The sequence below is a fragment of the Lentilitoribacter sp. JB5-8 genome (assembly GCF_055693385.1).
In genome coordinates this window covers 3,555,431-3,570,293 of the sequence record NZ_CM146332.1, presented here as the reverse complement: position 1 = coordinate 3,570,293, position 14,863 = coordinate 3,555,431, and the positions used below count along the sequence as shown (strand labels likewise).

12 protein-coding genes are annotated in these 14,863 nt (G+C 45.1%); 3 read left to right on the top strand and 9 right to left on the bottom strand.

The genetic code is table 11. The annotated features are described in order from the left end of the window. Positions 1–15 precede the first annotated feature (15 nt). The 7 genes from ACZ1GZ_RS17305 to ACZ1GZ_RS17275 all read right to left on the bottom strand — a co-directional run bounded on the left by ACZ1GZ_RS17305 (position 16) and on the right by ACZ1GZ_RS17275 (position 8,718). Complete coding sequence (locus ACZ1GZ_RS17305) at positions 16–1,353, bottom strand: TRAP transporter large permease (protein WP_472666113.1); 1,338 nt, start codon at positions 1,351–1,353, stop codon at positions 16–18. Further along, positions 1,350–1,985: a TRAP transporter small permease subunit gene (locus tag ACZ1GZ_RS17300; RefSeq protein WP_472666112.1), complete on the bottom strand. Its 636-nt coding sequence runs from the start codon at positions 1,983–1,985 to the stop codon at positions 1,350–1,352. The genes ACZ1GZ_RS17305 and ACZ1GZ_RS17300 overlap by 4 nt, the downstream gene beginning before the upstream one ends. 74 nt (positions 1,986–2,059) lie before the next feature. Then, the gene (locus ACZ1GZ_RS17295) at positions 2,060–3,103 is read right to left on the bottom strand and encodes a type 2 periplasmic-binding domain-containing protein (protein ID WP_472666111.1); all 1,044 of its coding nucleotides are present in this window, start codon (positions 3,101–3,103) and stop codon (positions 2,060–2,062) included. Between the two features lie 223 nt (positions 3,104–3,326). Next, positions 3,327–3,704, bottom strand: a complete 378-nt coding sequence (locus ACZ1GZ_RS17290; RefSeq protein WP_472666110.1) for a MerR family transcriptional regulator — start codon at positions 3,702–3,704, stop codon at positions 3,327–3,329. Between the two features lie 118 nt (positions 3,705–3,822). After that, positions 3,823–4,587 (bottom strand): SDR family NAD(P)-dependent oxidoreductase, encoded by a 765-nt coding sequence (locus ACZ1GZ_RS17285; protein WP_472666109.1) that lies wholly within the window; start codon positions 4,585–4,587, stop codon positions 3,823–3,825. 394 nt (positions 4,588–4,981) lie between these two features. After that, a complete protein-coding gene (locus tag ACZ1GZ_RS17280) occupies positions 4,982–6,574 on the bottom strand; it encodes a sulfatase-like hydrolase/transferase (RefSeq protein ID WP_472666108.1) in 1,593 nt (530 codons plus the stop codon). Between the two features lie 71 nt (positions 6,575–6,645). Next, positions 6,646–8,718 carry a bifunctional aldolase/short-chain dehydrogenase gene (locus ACZ1GZ_RS17275; protein ID WP_472666107.1) on the bottom strand — a complete coding sequence of 691 codons (2,073 nt, stop codon included), beginning with the start codon at positions 8,716–8,718 and terminating at the stop codon, positions 6,646–6,648. Between the two features lie 72 nt (positions 8,719–8,790). Between ACZ1GZ_RS17275 and ACZ1GZ_RS17270 the strand changes: the two genes are divergently transcribed. Continuing rightward, positions 8,791–9,753: a sugar-binding transcriptional regulator gene (locus ACZ1GZ_RS17270; protein WP_472666106.1), complete on the top strand. Its 963-nt coding sequence runs from the start codon at positions 8,791–8,793 to the stop codon at positions 9,751–9,753. Here the strand turns inward: ACZ1GZ_RS17270 and mtnA are convergent. Further along, positions 9,742–10,845, bottom strand: coding sequence for an S-methyl-5-thioribose-1-phosphate isomerase (gene mtnA, locus ACZ1GZ_RS17265; RefSeq protein WP_472666105.1), 1,104 nt, complete (start codon positions 10,843–10,845; stop codon positions 9,742–9,744). The two genes, ACZ1GZ_RS17270 and mtnA, sit on opposite strands and share 12 nt — an antisense overlap. Then, positions 10,842–12,107, bottom strand: a complete 1,266-nt coding sequence (gene mtnK, locus ACZ1GZ_RS17260) for an S-methyl-5-thioribose kinase (RefSeq protein WP_472666104.1) — start codon at positions 12,105–12,107, stop codon at positions 10,842–10,844. The genes mtnA and mtnK overlap by 4 nt, the downstream gene beginning before the upstream one ends. 150 nt (positions 12,108–12,257) lie before the next feature. On the opposite strand from mtnK, the gene ACZ1GZ_RS17255 reads away from it, so the two are divergent. Next, complete coding sequence (locus ACZ1GZ_RS17255) at positions 12,258–13,772, top strand: sugar ABC transporter ATP-binding protein (protein ID WP_472666103.1); 1,515 nt, start codon at positions 12,258–12,260, stop codon at positions 13,770–13,772. Between the two features lie 72 nt (positions 13,773–13,844). Next, positions 13,845–14,840: an ABC transporter permease gene (locus ACZ1GZ_RS17250; RefSeq protein WP_472668346.1), complete on the top strand. Its 996-nt coding sequence runs from the start codon at positions 13,845–13,847 to the stop codon at positions 14,838–14,840. Positions 14,841–14,863: the final 23 nt, after the last annotated feature.

Here is a 14,863-nt window from a genome sequence, read left to right as displayed (position 1 = left end):
GTGAGTGAACCTTACTTATCCGCGCATTAACTCTGGCAACCAGGTTACAATTTCTGGGAACATTAGTAAAAGCGCAATCGTTACGACATCTGCAATGAAAAATAAGCCAACGCCTCTAAAGATGTCGCCCAATGGAATATCGGGTCGTACTCCGTTGACCACAAAACAATTAAGCCCAATTGGCGGTGTGATCAGGCAGACTTCCGCCATTTTTACGACAATAATGCCGAACCAAATTGAATCATAACCCAATGCCATAACCGCTGGATAGACCACCGGAAGCGTGAGTAACAGCATTCCGATGGCATCCATGAACATGCCTAAAATTGCATAGGCAAGTAGAATACAAATCATAATGACGATTGGAGGTGCGTCGAGATTTGTAATCCAACTGGTAAACGCTTCCGGTAGTCCTGAGAAACCAAGGAAGCGAACAAAGATCAAGACACCCCAAATCAGCGAGAAGATCATTGCGGTTAATTTGGCGGATTCCATGAGCGCTTGAACAACAGTTTTTGTTCTAGTGCCTTTGAATAAAGCCAGTAGGAACACTACGGTTGCACCAAGAGCACCGGCTTCCGTTGGGGTTGCCCAACCATAATAGATCGAGGACATGATGATTGCGATCACCAGAATAATTGGTGATATGCCGGGAAGGGATTTAAATCGTTCAGGCCAGGTAGATGGCTCCATTGCCGGTGCTTCTTTAGGGCGATAAAGCGCCCAAAGTACAATAATGCCACCGTAAATTAATGCGGATACAAATCCGGGCAAAAAGCCTGCGAGCAATAACGCGCCGACGGATTCTTCAACAATAATAGCGTAAATTACCAATATCGCGGATGGTGGGATCAGTGAGGCTAGTGTTCCACCTGCAGCGACCACACCGGCTGCTAGTTTGCGGTCATAGCCATTTTTTAGCATTTCGGGAATAGCAACACGCGAGAACACGGCGGCAGTTGCTGTTGACGCGCCTGATACAGCACCGAAGCCCGCGGTTGCCATCACTGTTGCAACAGCGAGACCGCCTGGTAACCATGCAAGCCATTTACGTGCTGCATTAAACAGCTGCTGTGTAATGCCAGCATGAAAAGCCAGAAAGCCAATGAATATAAACATCGGCAATACGCTGAGTGCATATGTTGATGATTTAGAATGCGGAATTGTGCCGATAATGCCGGCTGCGGGGCCCCAGCCCAATAGCTCGACAAGACCAAGTAGTCCGGTAATTGATGCGGCAAACACCACCCTTACGCCAGATAAGACGAGGACGAACATAAATGCTAAGCCGATCAGGCCGACTGTGAAGGGATCGTTAAAACCGATACCAAGAATAGAGCCTGCTTCACTCATGATTGCACGCCTCTCTTGTCGGTTATCTTGCCACCAAATGTTTCTTTGATTTCATCACTGGCTACTTCTGAAACATGCTGGATTTTTGCTATTCCAACGGGTTCTTTGTCTGGATCGACAAACATATTGATTGAGCCGATGAGTTGGATCAGTAAACGGAAAAACCACAATGCAAAGGCAACAGGTACGAGTAGTTTTGATGGCCAAACAATAAATTCGGCATCAATTGTGGTATCACCTGATTCATAAGAACGGACGAAATGATCCCAGCCGTAAAGAATGAGAACTGCGATAATAAACATTGCAACAAGTGTGCTAAATATTTCAAACGCCCAGAGCGCGCGCCCATTTAGGGAGCCAACAAACAACTCCATTCGGATATGCGCATTTAGCCGTTGGCAATAGGCAGCGCCTAAAAATGCCATTGAGGCCATCGCAAGCTGGACCAGATCGATATAGCCAGCGATTGGGGAGTTGAAGACAGTTCTTAATATGACTTGTGCTGAGCCCATGAACATTAAGATAAAAATGGCTAAACCAGCCAAAAAATTTGCGACATTTTCAATCGGCGTTGCCAGCTTATCCAATGCGGCAAGAAACCCGTTATTGTTTTTGTTTATGGTGTCGTTCACACGCCCGTTCCCCGCAAAAATATAGTAAAATGCGGGCAGAGTTATAGTTTCTGCCCGCATTGCAAAAGGTGTTTTTATTTGGCTTCTTCGGCAAATTTAAAGACCGAATCTAACACATCTTGTGCGTCAAATTTGTCTTTATTTGCAGCAACCCATTCGTCCCAAACAGGCTGTCCAGCAACTTCTTTAAACTTCGCCAGCTGGTCGTCTGTATAAGTGATTTCAGTTAGTTTCTCTTTGAACATAGGAAGGTTCTTTTCATCCGCTGCTGCATAAGCTGCAAGCTGCGTATCAAGCGCTAGTTCTTTGTTGTCATCAAGAAGCTTTTTATATTGATCAGGCAATGCATCATAAGCTGTTTTGTTAAACACCCAGCCGCATTCTGATGTGCCTGGTGCAAGATTAGCTGTAAACCAGGTGGACTCTTCATTGATCTTAAATGCAACATGCGCATAGGTGTATGGGAATGCAGCTGCATCAAGTGCACCGCGTTGCATGGCAGTTGATGTTTCACCCGCTGGCAAAGTTGTTTTGACCGCGCCCAGCTTTTCCATCGCAGTACCTAAACCGCCACCGGCACGAACGCGTTTGCCTTCCCAAGCTTCAAGAGAAGTCGGGGCATCGCCGTTTCCTAGGATCTCGTATTGTGGCAGAAGGCCAGAAATATATGGCACCGCGTTCCACTGAGCCATATCTGCAACAATCGCAGGATGGTCCATCATCTTTGTGCGAACATATTTATCAACTTGCGGATCACCGAGCGGTAGGAATGGTAGTGAGAACACCATCCAAGCTGGATTTTTTCCCGGGTGGTAAAAGTTACAAATTGCAGCGCCTTCAAAAGCATTTACTTTCAATCCATCCAAATTTTCTGTCGATTTGGAAAGCTGTGCACCATAGAAAATTTTGATATTGAAGTTGCCACCTGTCGCTTCTCGAACTTTTTCAGCCATAGCTTCCATTCCAGCTGATAAAGCGCGTGGATTGCCCCACATGGATAGTTTCCAAAATACCTTTGGGCCATCAACTTCAGCTGCTGTTGCAGCTGGTAATGCGCTCGCAAAGCTCGCAAATGCTGCAAGTGCAGCCACAGATAGTTTTGTCTTGGATAATTTCATTTGTTCCTCCTTCATTGTCGCTGTCGTTTTTTATCGACAGTCCCTCATTTCTGTAACATATCAGCAATATCGGGAAAATCAATAAAATGTATAAAATATCGATATTTTTTTATGTTGATACATGAATGACCTTTGCTCGTAATATTCGAGTAATCTCATTCAATGATTGGAAGAAAAAACAGATGCCGACTTGGCTTCAGGTCTAGTCGATCATAATCTAGCGTTAGTTCAAGGTTGGTATATTATTATTCTGTGAGGCTTCTTTTAGTGTTTTAATGCGAGCGAGCACAGCTTCTCGTTTTGTTTCAAGATCATGCCTTAGCTGATCGATGTGAGAGAGTTTTTCCATCATCAAGGCTATGCCGCCTTCACAAGGTCCGTCACCTTCATCAGCAAGGCAAGCACTCATGCTTAGAATTTCTCGTGTTGAAAATCCTGTCGCGATGAAATCTCGGATGCGGCGTGCCCGGCGCAAATCAGCATCGGTATAAACGCGATACCCATTTTCACCACGGCGGATTGTCATCAATCCAACCTTTTCATAATGGCGCAACATGCGCTGTGAAATGCCAAGCTTATCAGACGCTTCTTTGGCTTGCATAGTTAGCTCCCGTCTATTGCATGTATCAATTTTGTAGAACGCATGTGGTTGTTTAAAACGCTGTAATCAAGATGATGTCGGATAGGGGTGCCATTACTATCCGACATCATCGTTGTTTTTAACTGCGCAGTGACCAACCTCCGTCAATGGTTATGACTTGGCCTGTGAGCCATTCATTTGTTGCATCTCCCAGGCGTAAAATCCAAGGAACTATGTCATCTGTTGTGCCGCGGCGTCCAAGTGGTATTTGCGATGCTTCCTGCTCTTCAATCTGTTTTGCCATCTCGTCGGCCAAGCCCATCATGCCGGTTAGCGCGCCACTTTTAACAGGTCCTGGTGCAATGGTGTTTACGCGGATCCCATCTGGTGCCATTTCGACTGCCCAGGATTGGGTTAGGTGCTCTAAAGCTATTTTTGTGGCTGCATAATGAGCCATCATAGGTGCAGCGTTTCGAGATACCGCGGTTCCAATATTCACAATTGCACCTTTGGTTTTACCAAGGGCGTTATGTGCCTCTTTAACTAACAGAGAAGGTGCTACAATGTTAACAGCAGACATATTGCTAATGATCTCGGCGTCATAGGCTTCAGATGGCATGGGTTGACCCGCTCCTGAGTTATTGACGATGAAGTCTATCTGATCCCAGCGCTTTAATGCGGCTTCTACTATGCGTTTTGCCCCACTTGGATCTGCACTGTCAATTTGTAAGGCTTCAAGATTTTCTGTTCCCGCTATTGCTTGGTCCAGCCGTTCTTTATTGCGCCCGGTTATTAATACTTTTGCACCTTGTTTTAAGAGTGCATTGGCGGTTGCAAGTCCGATACCTGAGCTGCCGCCGGTAACAATTGCTACTTTATCCTGCCAATTTTTGTTGTTTGTCATTTCGCTATTTCTCCAAAAATTATTGTTGCATGAATTGATGCAAACGGCGGTCTAGCGCATTGACATTAGTGTCAGGGTCAAGCGGTTTTTTGATGAAAAATATGATTATGAAGACATCGCAGTTGCACAGCCGCTTGAAATTGGATTGCTTAAACCCACATATGAAAATAGTGCGTTGATTAGGAGAACTAGAAATTGGTATTGATGCTACTTATCTCGTTAGGCTGCGGTTTAATGTGTTCGCATATTGCATTTCGGAAGAATTTAAACGCCAAACTGCATTCATGTTTGGGCGTTATTTTTGGCCCGTTTGGGCTTTTATACTCTTTGCTTGTTCCTAAAAAAACTATCTGATTGCAATAACGACGAATGGGTCTTTATTTTTGAGTTTGTTTTATGTCGGCAAACCAAGCTGAACTTTTAATTTATAAAGTTGCAGAGTTTCTTCTCGCGGCCATTCCGGTGAGGAAAATACAATTCCATCTTCCCAAAATTCAGCTTTTTGCCAGTCACTTCGTTCTTTGCGGCGGGCTTGAAGGTGCTCAAGTACAATTTTCTGCATGTCACGCAGTTTATCCTGGCTTGCATTATCATTGATGAGATTATTCAACTCGTAAGGATCGTCTTCAAGATTATAAAGTTCATCATCATCTCCCCATACGGAGGTATATTTCCAATGATCCTGATAGAGGATTTTTTGAAACAGAATATCACCGGAATGACCGAAATGATCACAGATCATTTGCTTTCGCTCCACTCCGTCATTGATCATAGGCAAAAGACTCTCGCCATCGGGTTTTAATGGATGGTCAAATTGTGACGTTGCTCCAGCTGCATCTAAAATAGTTGCCGTCACATCGACGAGATTAACCGGGGATGAAACTTCAGTTTTTTCAGACAGACCTTTTGGCCAACGCATGACGAGTGGAATTCGTCCGACTTCTTCGGTGAACGAAGAATATTTATCCCAACCTGCACCGTGGGATGCAATGCCATCACCATGATCGGCTGTGATGATAAAGAGGGTATTATCTTTCAATCCCGCAGCATCGAGTGCATCGTTTATTCTGCCGATTGCGGCATCGGTCTGTAACCCGGCAGCGTAACAACGTGCCATAACAGTTTGCCATGTGTCCCAGTTTGGCCATCGCTCAAAAGCACGATGCTGGCAACGTAAATCACGTTGAATTCTAAAGCGCCAGGGTTTGTCATCCAATGTCTCATCAAAGCTGGGATATTTTGGAATATCATTTGGATTTATCAAATCGGCATATTCTTGGCTTGGATAATATGGGTGATGTGGACCCCACATGCTGATGACCATTGAAAACGGTTTGTTTTGCGGATTTTGTGCTAGTTTTTTGATTTGTTCAATTGCCTGATTTGCAATAAAGAATTGTTCTTGCGCTTCTGCAGATCCCAAAAGTACGCCTGCTCCATCCATATAATCCCATGGCTCGTCTGGGTTCATGAGCACTTCTTTGCCATCAAGCTCTGGTCGTAGTAAGTGGTGCTCAATTTTACATAAAGGTTGTGGCTCATCTATTTCGGCAAGATAATCTTTGTAGCGTTCAGATGCATAAAGATTGCCATATTCTGGTAGGCTCCAGCCTGTTAAACCATAATCGGCTGCCGTCTTATCAACACCACAATGCCATTTGCCAAAATAGTAATTGTCGTATCCTGCCTTTTTTAAATGGGCGTTATAGAGCTCTTCATCGTCCCTAAATTCCTTTCTGTTATAAGGAATTGGATATTCGCTGTTCCAACGCATTCCATGCTTGTCAGGTCGTTTTCCGGTTAAAAAACTTGCCCGGGACGGAGTGCAAATAGGCGTTATGGCATAGGCTTTGTTGAATTTTGCACCTTCATTTGCGATGCGCTCAAGATGTGGCCAGGTATAGGCGTATCTGTCAGTTCCGTAATGTCCGGCAAATGCGACATGGTCTGCCAGGATCATAACAATATTGGGCTGCTTATTGTTCATCGCTTATCTATCGCGGTATCGGGTTAATACGTCAACTAATCCGCCGTTAAAAATACCGTGATGAGAATGCGCTATCTCAGCGAAGCTTCGATATTACCGCCATCAACCGTCATGATATGTGCAGTCGTTCTTTCAGATTTGGCAAGGGCAACAAATGCGTCTGCAACATGATGCGCTTCAACTTCCTGTTTAAGGAGGTTCCCAGCCATATAATCATGCTCGGATACTTGTCTCGCTTCTGCGCGGGAAGAAATGAAATCATCAGTTAGCAAGCCTGATCTGATACGGTCTGCATTAATGCCGTTCACACGGGTACCTGTTGCGCCCAGTTCCAAAGCAAGCTGCTTTATAAGGAAGAATGTCGTTGCTTTGGGTAAGCCATAGGCACCGAAACCTTTTCCGGGATTAACAGCTTGTTTGGAGGCATTGAACAGCATTTGGCCAGGTCTGTTTTGTCGTTCAAACACTTTAGCGCAGGCTTTCGCCATGGCCATATGAGCAAAGAAGTTGACCTCAAAGGATTGGCGCATTTGCTCATCTGACAAATCTGTAATTTCACCTTGCAAGGCATAGCCTGCATTGGAAACTAAAATATCAAGGCCCCCGAAACGTGATGTTACAGCATCTATCGCTTTTTCTGCTGCATCAGGCAGGCTAAGGTCTGCTTCAACTGCACATGTATAAGGGCTAATTTCAGCTGCTTTTTTTGTACATGCATCTATATCTTTGTCGATCAAGGCGATGCTTGCACCTTCACTTGCAAACGCTTTTGCGATCGCTGAACCGATGGCACCTGCGCCACCGGTAATCGCAACAACTTGCCCGGTAAATGCTTTTGAACTTGATTTGGAAAGTTTTGCCTGTTCAAGCGACCAATATTCCATATCAAAATTGTCATCGGTTCCAATGGGAAAATAACCTCCGGTAGCTTCACCTAAAGTGATAACCTCAACAGTTTGCTCAGCTATATCAGCATGAGCAGATGCTGTTTTCGCATCCTTACCAATCCCAATAATGCCTAATCCTTCCACCCAAACAATTACCGGATGGGGTTCAATCATAACTTTATGGCCACCCACGCGTTTGTTTTGAGTTTGGAAAATTTGCTTATAATCTGCAACATAAGCCTTGATTTTTTCACCAATAACGTCTTGATCCGAATTGACATCACTCTGGCTGAAATAGAGCATTTTTCCTTTTGTTCTGATGACATGGTCGGGTGAACCAACACCACGACTGCGTAAGTCTTCTAAATCAGATCGCGCGAGGAACTCATTTATTTGATCACTTGATCGAATATCAAACACCGATGATTTTGCAGATCCATTGTGATGTTCTGTTCTAACGCGATCAATTTCACCGCGCAGTTTGTTTAAAAATGCTGGTATAGGAGCGGATGGTTTGACTGACCTGTTTTGATAAACTGATGTAGCAAAGGTGCGTCCGGATGTTTTGGCCTTGAACCATTCTTCGACTTTGTTGGTGTGGCTAATTATGCGATCATAGCTTTCTTTTGCTGTGTCGCCAAACGTGAAGTGGCCATGATTTAACAGCAACATACCTTCGCAATCGGGATTTGCATCAAAGATATCCGCTGCTTTCTTCGCTAGTTCAAAACCTGGCATGATGTAGGGGATCGCTATTATGCTATCGACAAAAATCTCTTGCATGATGGCCTGTGCATCAGGCAGGTTTGCGAGCGCGAGAAATGCTGTTGCGTGTGTATGATCAACAAATCGGTGGGGAAGATAAGCATGTAGCAGAGTCTCGACCGACGGATTAGGTGACGTTGTGTCAATGAGATTTGCTCTTTGAATATTGACCATATCTTCGTCAGAGAGTTCATTAAGCGTTCGCAGAGCGTGTAGTGGCTCCATTTTAACACCGGGCAAACCTGCAGCTTCAATGGTGTCTAGATCCCAGCCAGAACCCTTGACATGCAACACATCAATATCATTGCCAAAAATATCTTTGCGCTTTACTTTAACTGATGTATTACCGCCCCCGTGCATGACGAGGTCTGGGTCATTGCCAATTAATCTGGATGTATAAACGCGTAAGGCTAATTGGACATCTGCTTCTTGGGTGCCTGCTTTTTGAGCCCAAGTATTCGCATCGTTTTCATTCCAATTATTTTTACGCATTTCGTACTCCTTTGCAATTTAATTTGACAATAGTCAGAGGCTGTTGTCAAATGTTTATAAGGAGTATCCTGTATGGCAGTAAAGCGAAATCTAGACCAGCATAGTAGCGAAGATGTAATTGTTGAAGCTGCCTGGCTCTATTATGAAGAGGGCCTGAACCAAAATGAGATTGCGCAAAGGCTGTCAGTGTCACGTGCAACCGTTGTCAATTATTTGCAAGAGGCGCGGGAACGCTCTTATGTGCAGATTAGTCTTTCTCCAAAAGTTTTTGCCTCACACCAGCTAGCGCATGATTTGAAGAACAAATTTGATCTCGCTGATGTTATTGTTTTGCCCGATGATGTGAGTGATGAAAGTACTGCATGGCGTGTGGCTCGTGGCGCGGCGCGCTTGGTCCCCAGTTTGTTAAATGCAGGCGATCGATTAGGCATTGCATGGGGTAAAACCATTTATGATGTCGCCGAACATTTAGAGCATAAAGTTGTTGATAATCTAACCGTCCTTCAATTGGTTGGATCCATGGCAACGCCTTATGGGTTTTCAGCGGATGTGTGTTCATCACGAGTTGCCAGAAAATTAAGTGCACGCTGCATTAACCTGCATGTACCAGCGATACTATCGAGCAAGGAAGTTGCTAAACTTTTGCAGGAAGAAGAGCTGATTGCGCATCAGTTGGATGAGATTACTAGTTTTAATAAAACCGTCTTTGCTGTTGGGTCTTGCATGTCCGACAGTCATGTTGTCTCTAGCGGGGTTGCGACGCGGGATGAACTTCAAATTTATGTTGATCGCGGGGCAGTTGGTGTCTTATGCGGTCGGTTTATCGATAAAAATGGCTATGAAATATCTGGTCCTCTAGATGGGCGCATACTTGGAATATCTGCCGAGAAAATGCGTAATCCTGAAGTTGGCATACTTGTGTCGACAGGCAAGGAACGTGTGCGCCCGACGCTTGCGGCGCTGAAAGGTGGCTACGTGACACATCTGGTCACAAGCGCAAATTTTGCGAGTGAACTTTTATCTTTAGGCGACTGATTTTTGCTCTGGGAATAGTGCAAGCAAACCTTCTTTGCTCGCATCTGCGACACCTCTTTCCGTGATTAAACCAGTGACTAGATGCGCAGGTGTTACATCAAAAGCCGGGTTTCCACCGGGGGTGCCATCAGGAGAGATTTGAACAAAGGTATTTTCACCGTTTTCAAGCTTGCCATAGATGTGGGTCACTTCTTGACCATTGCGCTCTTCAATCGGAATTTCCTTTAAACCATCACCTATTGTCCAATCGATGGTGGACGAGGGAAGGGCAACATAAAATGGCACATTGTTGTCCTTTGCTGCCAATGCTTTTAGATATGTTCCGATCTTGTTGCAGACATCGCCATGGGCTGTGGTTCTATCGGTGCCGACGATCACAGCATCCACTTGGCCGTGCTGCATTAAATGACCACCGGCATTATCGACAATAAGATGGTGCGGAATATCATTGCCCACCATTTCCCATGATGTGAGTTGCGCACCTTGGTTTCTTGGGCGCGTTTCATCGACCCAAATATGGATGTTTATACCCGCTTCCATCGCATGATACATCGGAGAAGTGGCTGTTCCCCAGTCCACTGTTGCAAGCCAACCTGCATTACAGTGGGTGAGTATATTGACCGGTTCTCCAGGTTGTTTGGTAGCGGCAATTTTTTTGATGATCTCAAGTCCATGCACACCAATCATACGATTGGTTTCCACGTCATCATCGCAAATCTCCGCCGCCTTTTTAAATGCGGCTTCCTGTCTTTGATTTTCAGGTAATGCGCTTAATGTGCTGCTCATAGCATCAAGGGCCCAACGCAAATTAATCGCAGTTGGGCGTGTAGCATGCAGAAAATCATAAGCTTCGTTAAGCGCTTTATCAGAAGGGTCTTGGCGCATGAGCTCGGCAATACCATAAGCAGCAGTAGCGCCAATTAATGGTGCGCCTCGCACCCACATATCACGAATAGCCGTAGCAAAATCATCTAACGACTTAAGCGTAACGACACGAAATTCATGAGGTAGCCATCGTTGATCGATGATATTGACCTCATCGGTTGAGGTGTCTAGCCAGATGGAGCGGTAATGTTTGTCGCCGACTTTCATGTTAAATCTCCATTTTCAAATTTTGCTGCCAAAGTGATGACCTCAGCAATACATGGAATAGATTTGCGGTTTAAAACGAGCATCCTGCCGAGTGCCAACGCTTTCGTTTCGCTCTTTGCGCGTTCGTCTAAATCTTCAATTGAATCAAGCTCTGCTACATGTGCTAGACCTAAAATTCTTCGATGCATTTCAATTCCTGCAAATCCCAACAGATCTGCAAATATTTCATCCAGTAGCTGCTCAAGTGCCATAACGCTTGCAGCGTCATGCCCCTGATCTTCATAAAGACTGCTTGGATATAAAATGCCATTGCGCTCTGAATGCCAAAGTTTTGAAAATTCATCGCAGAAACTGGTCCATGTGTCGCGAATAACATCAAGTATCCATGCTTGATAAGATGCGCATTGTGCCGGTTCTTTGATGTGCGAACTCATTGAGTGATAGGCCATCAGGTAGTTGCCGATTAGCATTCCAATATCGAATCCAAATGGACCATAAAATGCAAATTCAGGATCAATGACCTTTGCTTCCTGCCCCGTGACCATGATGGATCCAGCATGCAAATCACCATGGCACAAACACTCAGCTTTAGCGCTGAAAGCCCTTTTCATGTGCTGAACTTCAACTTTTAAGCTTTCATCAGCGCGGAGTTCTTGCACGTAAGCATCAAGTCTTGGCGCGTTATGTTGGTTCATCTCAGCGTCAAAATAGGGATCAGTAAAAACAAGGTTTTCAGTAATGTCGCAAAGTTCAACATTGTCGCTGAACAAAGCAACATCGGCCTTTTTTTGTTTAGTGATCATGGATAGATCTGAGCTTCTAAATGCGGTGCGCGCACAAAATTTTCCAATCACAGATCCCAGCTCGTCAACTTTATCACCAGCCATCATTTGGTGGCGCAGGATGATGTGCGGGGTTAAAAATTCCATGATGATTAAAGCTTGCGTTTCATCAAAATACAGGATTTGTGGTACGCGACCCGGATCATGCGCGGCTTGTCGGCTCATCGCATGGTATTCAAAGAAAGCACGTTTGAGTGGTAGTGGCCATGAATCTCCAACAAGGCGTACATACGGCAGAGCTTGTTTGACAATCACAGTTCCTTGGGTGCCCTTTACAATAAAAACCAAATTTAAGTTGCCATCACCAACTTCCTGAACGTCCCAGCTCTCAAAATCGCCGCCGATTTTTTCAACCATTGCATTTAAACCACCCAACCTTTGCGCAAGGGATTCCGGTGTTAGCGCTTCATACTCAGTCAAAGTTTCCTCCCGATCCAATGTTCTGCCCGATGCTTTGGATAGCTTTTTGACATCAGTCTCACCTACAATAAGAACCGTACATTGCATTTGTCAATCACTATTGACATTTGTCGTGTCTGCTGATGTTATTAAATCAGGAGGACGCCAATAATGGCTCACACATTGTGCAAAATCAGAGATATTACGAAAGCATTTGGTGAAAACCAGGTGCTTCGTCGATTGAGCCTGAACCTTGAAAAAGGCACGGTCACTGTGCTGATGGGCGCAAATGGTGCGGGGAAATCTACGCTGGTTAAAATCTTGTCGGGAGTTTACCAACGTGATTCTGGATCGATTGAACTTGACGGAAATATTTTTACCCCCACAACTCCTGCTGAGGCGATCAAGGGTGGCGTTGTTACAGTACACCAATCCATCAATGATGGTGTGATTGCAGACTTAGATGTCGCTTCTAATTTGATGATCGATCGTCTGGCTGAAAGTCAGTATGGCTTCATGCTCAAACGTGATCATTTGTTTAAAGAAGCGCAAAAAATTGCTGATAAGATGGATCTTAAGATTGATGTCCGTCGGCCGGTTTCTGAGCTCGGCGTTGCGGATCGACAATTGATCGCAATTGCACGTGCGATGTCTCATGAACCTTCTTTAATGATCTTGGATGAACCCACATCCTCATTGTCAGCATCAGAAGCTGACAGACTTTTTCAGCTTATTGAAACTCTAAAAGAGCGTGGTGTAGCGATATTATATATCTCGCACCGCATGTCAGATATTCGCCGAATTGCCGATACAATTGTATCAATGCGCGACGGTGAAATTTCCGGCGTCTTTGAGGGTGAAAATCTAGATTATGAAGGCGCTGTTAATGCAATGCTTGGTCACACTATGACCGATGTTGATATCAACGTCCAAGCAAGCAAAGGCAACATTGTTGAGATCAAGGCTTTAAAGCTGACGGAAGCATCCCAACCTTTTGATTTAAGTGTGGGTGCCAATGAAGTGGTAGCAATAAGTGGCCTGCTCGGCAGCGGTAAAACAGCGCTTGCACAAATTCTGTTTGGGATGCTCCAGGCATTTGATGGCGACGTTAAACTATGCGGTGAACGCTATGCGCCTCAAAGCCCATCACAAGCTATTCAGTCCGGTGTATTCATGTCTTCCAAGGACCGGGCAAGCAATAGTGTGATTGCCGATTTTGATATTGCCGGTAACATGAGTGTCCCATTTTTAAAGTCCATTTCCATTATGCATTTCTTGCAACGTGGAAAGGAACGCCAGCAATCACGCGAGGCGATCAGTGCGCTCGATATCGTGTGCCAATCTGAAGGTGATGGGATCAACACTTTGTCCGGTGGCAATCAACAAAAGGTCATGCTTGCGAGATGGCTTGCGCAAGATTGTCGTCTGCTTTTGCTGGATGAACCTTTTCAGGGTGTTGATATTAAATCGCGTCGAGATATAGGGCGTAAAGTTCGGCAAACAGCAACGCATCGGGCAACAATCGTTTTTGTTGCAGAATTGGATGAGGCTTTGGAGATCGCCGATCGCATTGTGGTTATGCACGATGCGTCCATCGTTGCTGATTTTAAAAACGAAAATGTCGACATCAATCAAATTCTGGCAGCCGTCACGGGCAGCCAATCTGTTTTAAGTGAAAGTGCATAAATGAAAGCCGACGTTGAACATAAAAAAGAAAACGAAGCTGTGGTGAGTTCTGCTGCGCCATCGGGCTTTTCAATGATTGATGCTGCGATCCGATATGGGTTCTTAGCGTTGTTGTTGGGACTTATTGTGTTTTTCTCCGCATTTGCCCCCGGGTTTGCGGGACCAAGATCGGCTGTTTTTATTTTCCAATCGGTGGCCTTCACAGGGATCTTGGCGCTGGGTGTTACCTTTACTTTGGTTGTGGGTGGTTTTGATTTATCAATCGGCTCAGTTGCGACCTCATCTATGATGCTATCGGCCTATGTGATGGTGGTTATGGAGCAGAATGCTGCGGTCGCCATCATCGCTTGTCTCATCATGGGCGCTGTGATTGGACTGGTAAACGGCATTTTGATTGTTAGGTTCAAAGTACCTGATCTTCTTGCCACGTTGGGCATGATGTTTCTGCTGGTTGGCTTGCAGCGTATTCCAACTGAAGGTCGGTCCATTTCAACGGGTATGACATTGCCAAGTGGCGAGACTGCTGACGGAACATTTTCACCAATTTTTCTCGCCATGGGGCGGCATAGGTTTGATTTTTTTCTTGAAAATCTCATTCCAATTTCAGTCGTATTTTTGATTGTGATCGGCATTTTGGTTTGGATTGTTTTGGAACTGACCCGTCATGGCCGCTTAATGTATGCCATTGGTTCAAATGAACGTGCAGCGGCTCTTACGGGAACCGATGTGAATAAATACAAAGTCGCGGCTTATATGATTTCTGGAATGTTGGCATCCGTGGGTGGATTGCTACTTGCCGCACGCCTTGGTCGCGGAGATATCGCTTCTGGCACCAATTTATTACTTGATGCTGTTGCTGCTGCATTGATCGGTTTTGCCGTTTTAGGAGCTGCTAAACCAAATGCGTTTGGAACAGCAATCGGTGCATTGTTTGTTGGGATTTTGTTGCAAGGATTAACGATGATGAATGCACCTTATTACACTCAGGATTTCGTGAAGGGCGCTGTCTTGGTTGTCGCGCTTGTTTTCACATTCTCGCTTTCGGCAAAACGTTCCGGAAGCCACTAAAGACCATGCACAGGGAGGAACTA

What these genes read in the sequence shown, in the direction of transcription:
- ACZ1GZ_RS17305 (WP_472666113.1), bottom strand. Translation starts at nt 1,353, where the DNA reads ATGAGTGAAGCAGGCTCTATTCTTGGTATCGGTTTTAACGATCCCTTC.
- ACZ1GZ_RS17295 (WP_472666111.1), bottom strand. Translation starts at nt 3,103, where the DNA reads ATGAAATTATCCAAGACAAAACTATCTGTGGCTGCACTTGCAGCATTT.
- ACZ1GZ_RS17290 (WP_472666110.1), bottom strand. Translation starts at nt 3,704, where the DNA reads ATGCAAGCCAAAGAAGCGTCTGATAAGCTTGGCATTTCACAGCGCATG.
- ACZ1GZ_RS17285 (WP_472666109.1), bottom strand. Translation starts at nt 4,587, where the DNA reads ATGACAAACAACAAAAATTGGCAGGATAAAGTAGCAATTGTTACCGGC.
- ACZ1GZ_RS17280 (WP_472666108.1), bottom strand. Translation starts at nt 6,574, where the DNA reads ATGAACAATAAGCAGCCCAATATTGTTATGATCCTGGCAGACCATGTC.
- ACZ1GZ_RS17275 (WP_472666107.1), bottom strand. Translation starts at nt 8,718, where the DNA reads ATGCGTAAAAATAATTGGAATGAAAACGATGCGAATACTTGGGCTCAA.
- ACZ1GZ_RS17270 (WP_472666106.1), top strand. Translation starts at nt 8,791, where the DNA reads ATGGCAGTAAAGCGAAATCTAGACCAGCATAGTAGCGAAGATGTAATT.
- mtnA (WP_472666105.1), bottom strand. Translation starts at nt 10,845, where the DNA reads ATGAAAGTCGGCGACAAACATTACCGCTCCATCTGGCTAGACACCTCA.
- ACZ1GZ_RS17255 (WP_472666103.1), top strand. Translation starts at nt 12,258, where the DNA reads ATGGCTCACACATTGTGCAAAATCAGAGATATTACGAAAGCATTTGGT.
- ACZ1GZ_RS17250 (WP_472668346.1), top strand. Translation starts at nt 13,845, where the DNA reads ATGATTGATGCTGCGATCCGATATGGGTTCTTAGCGTTGTTGTTGGGA.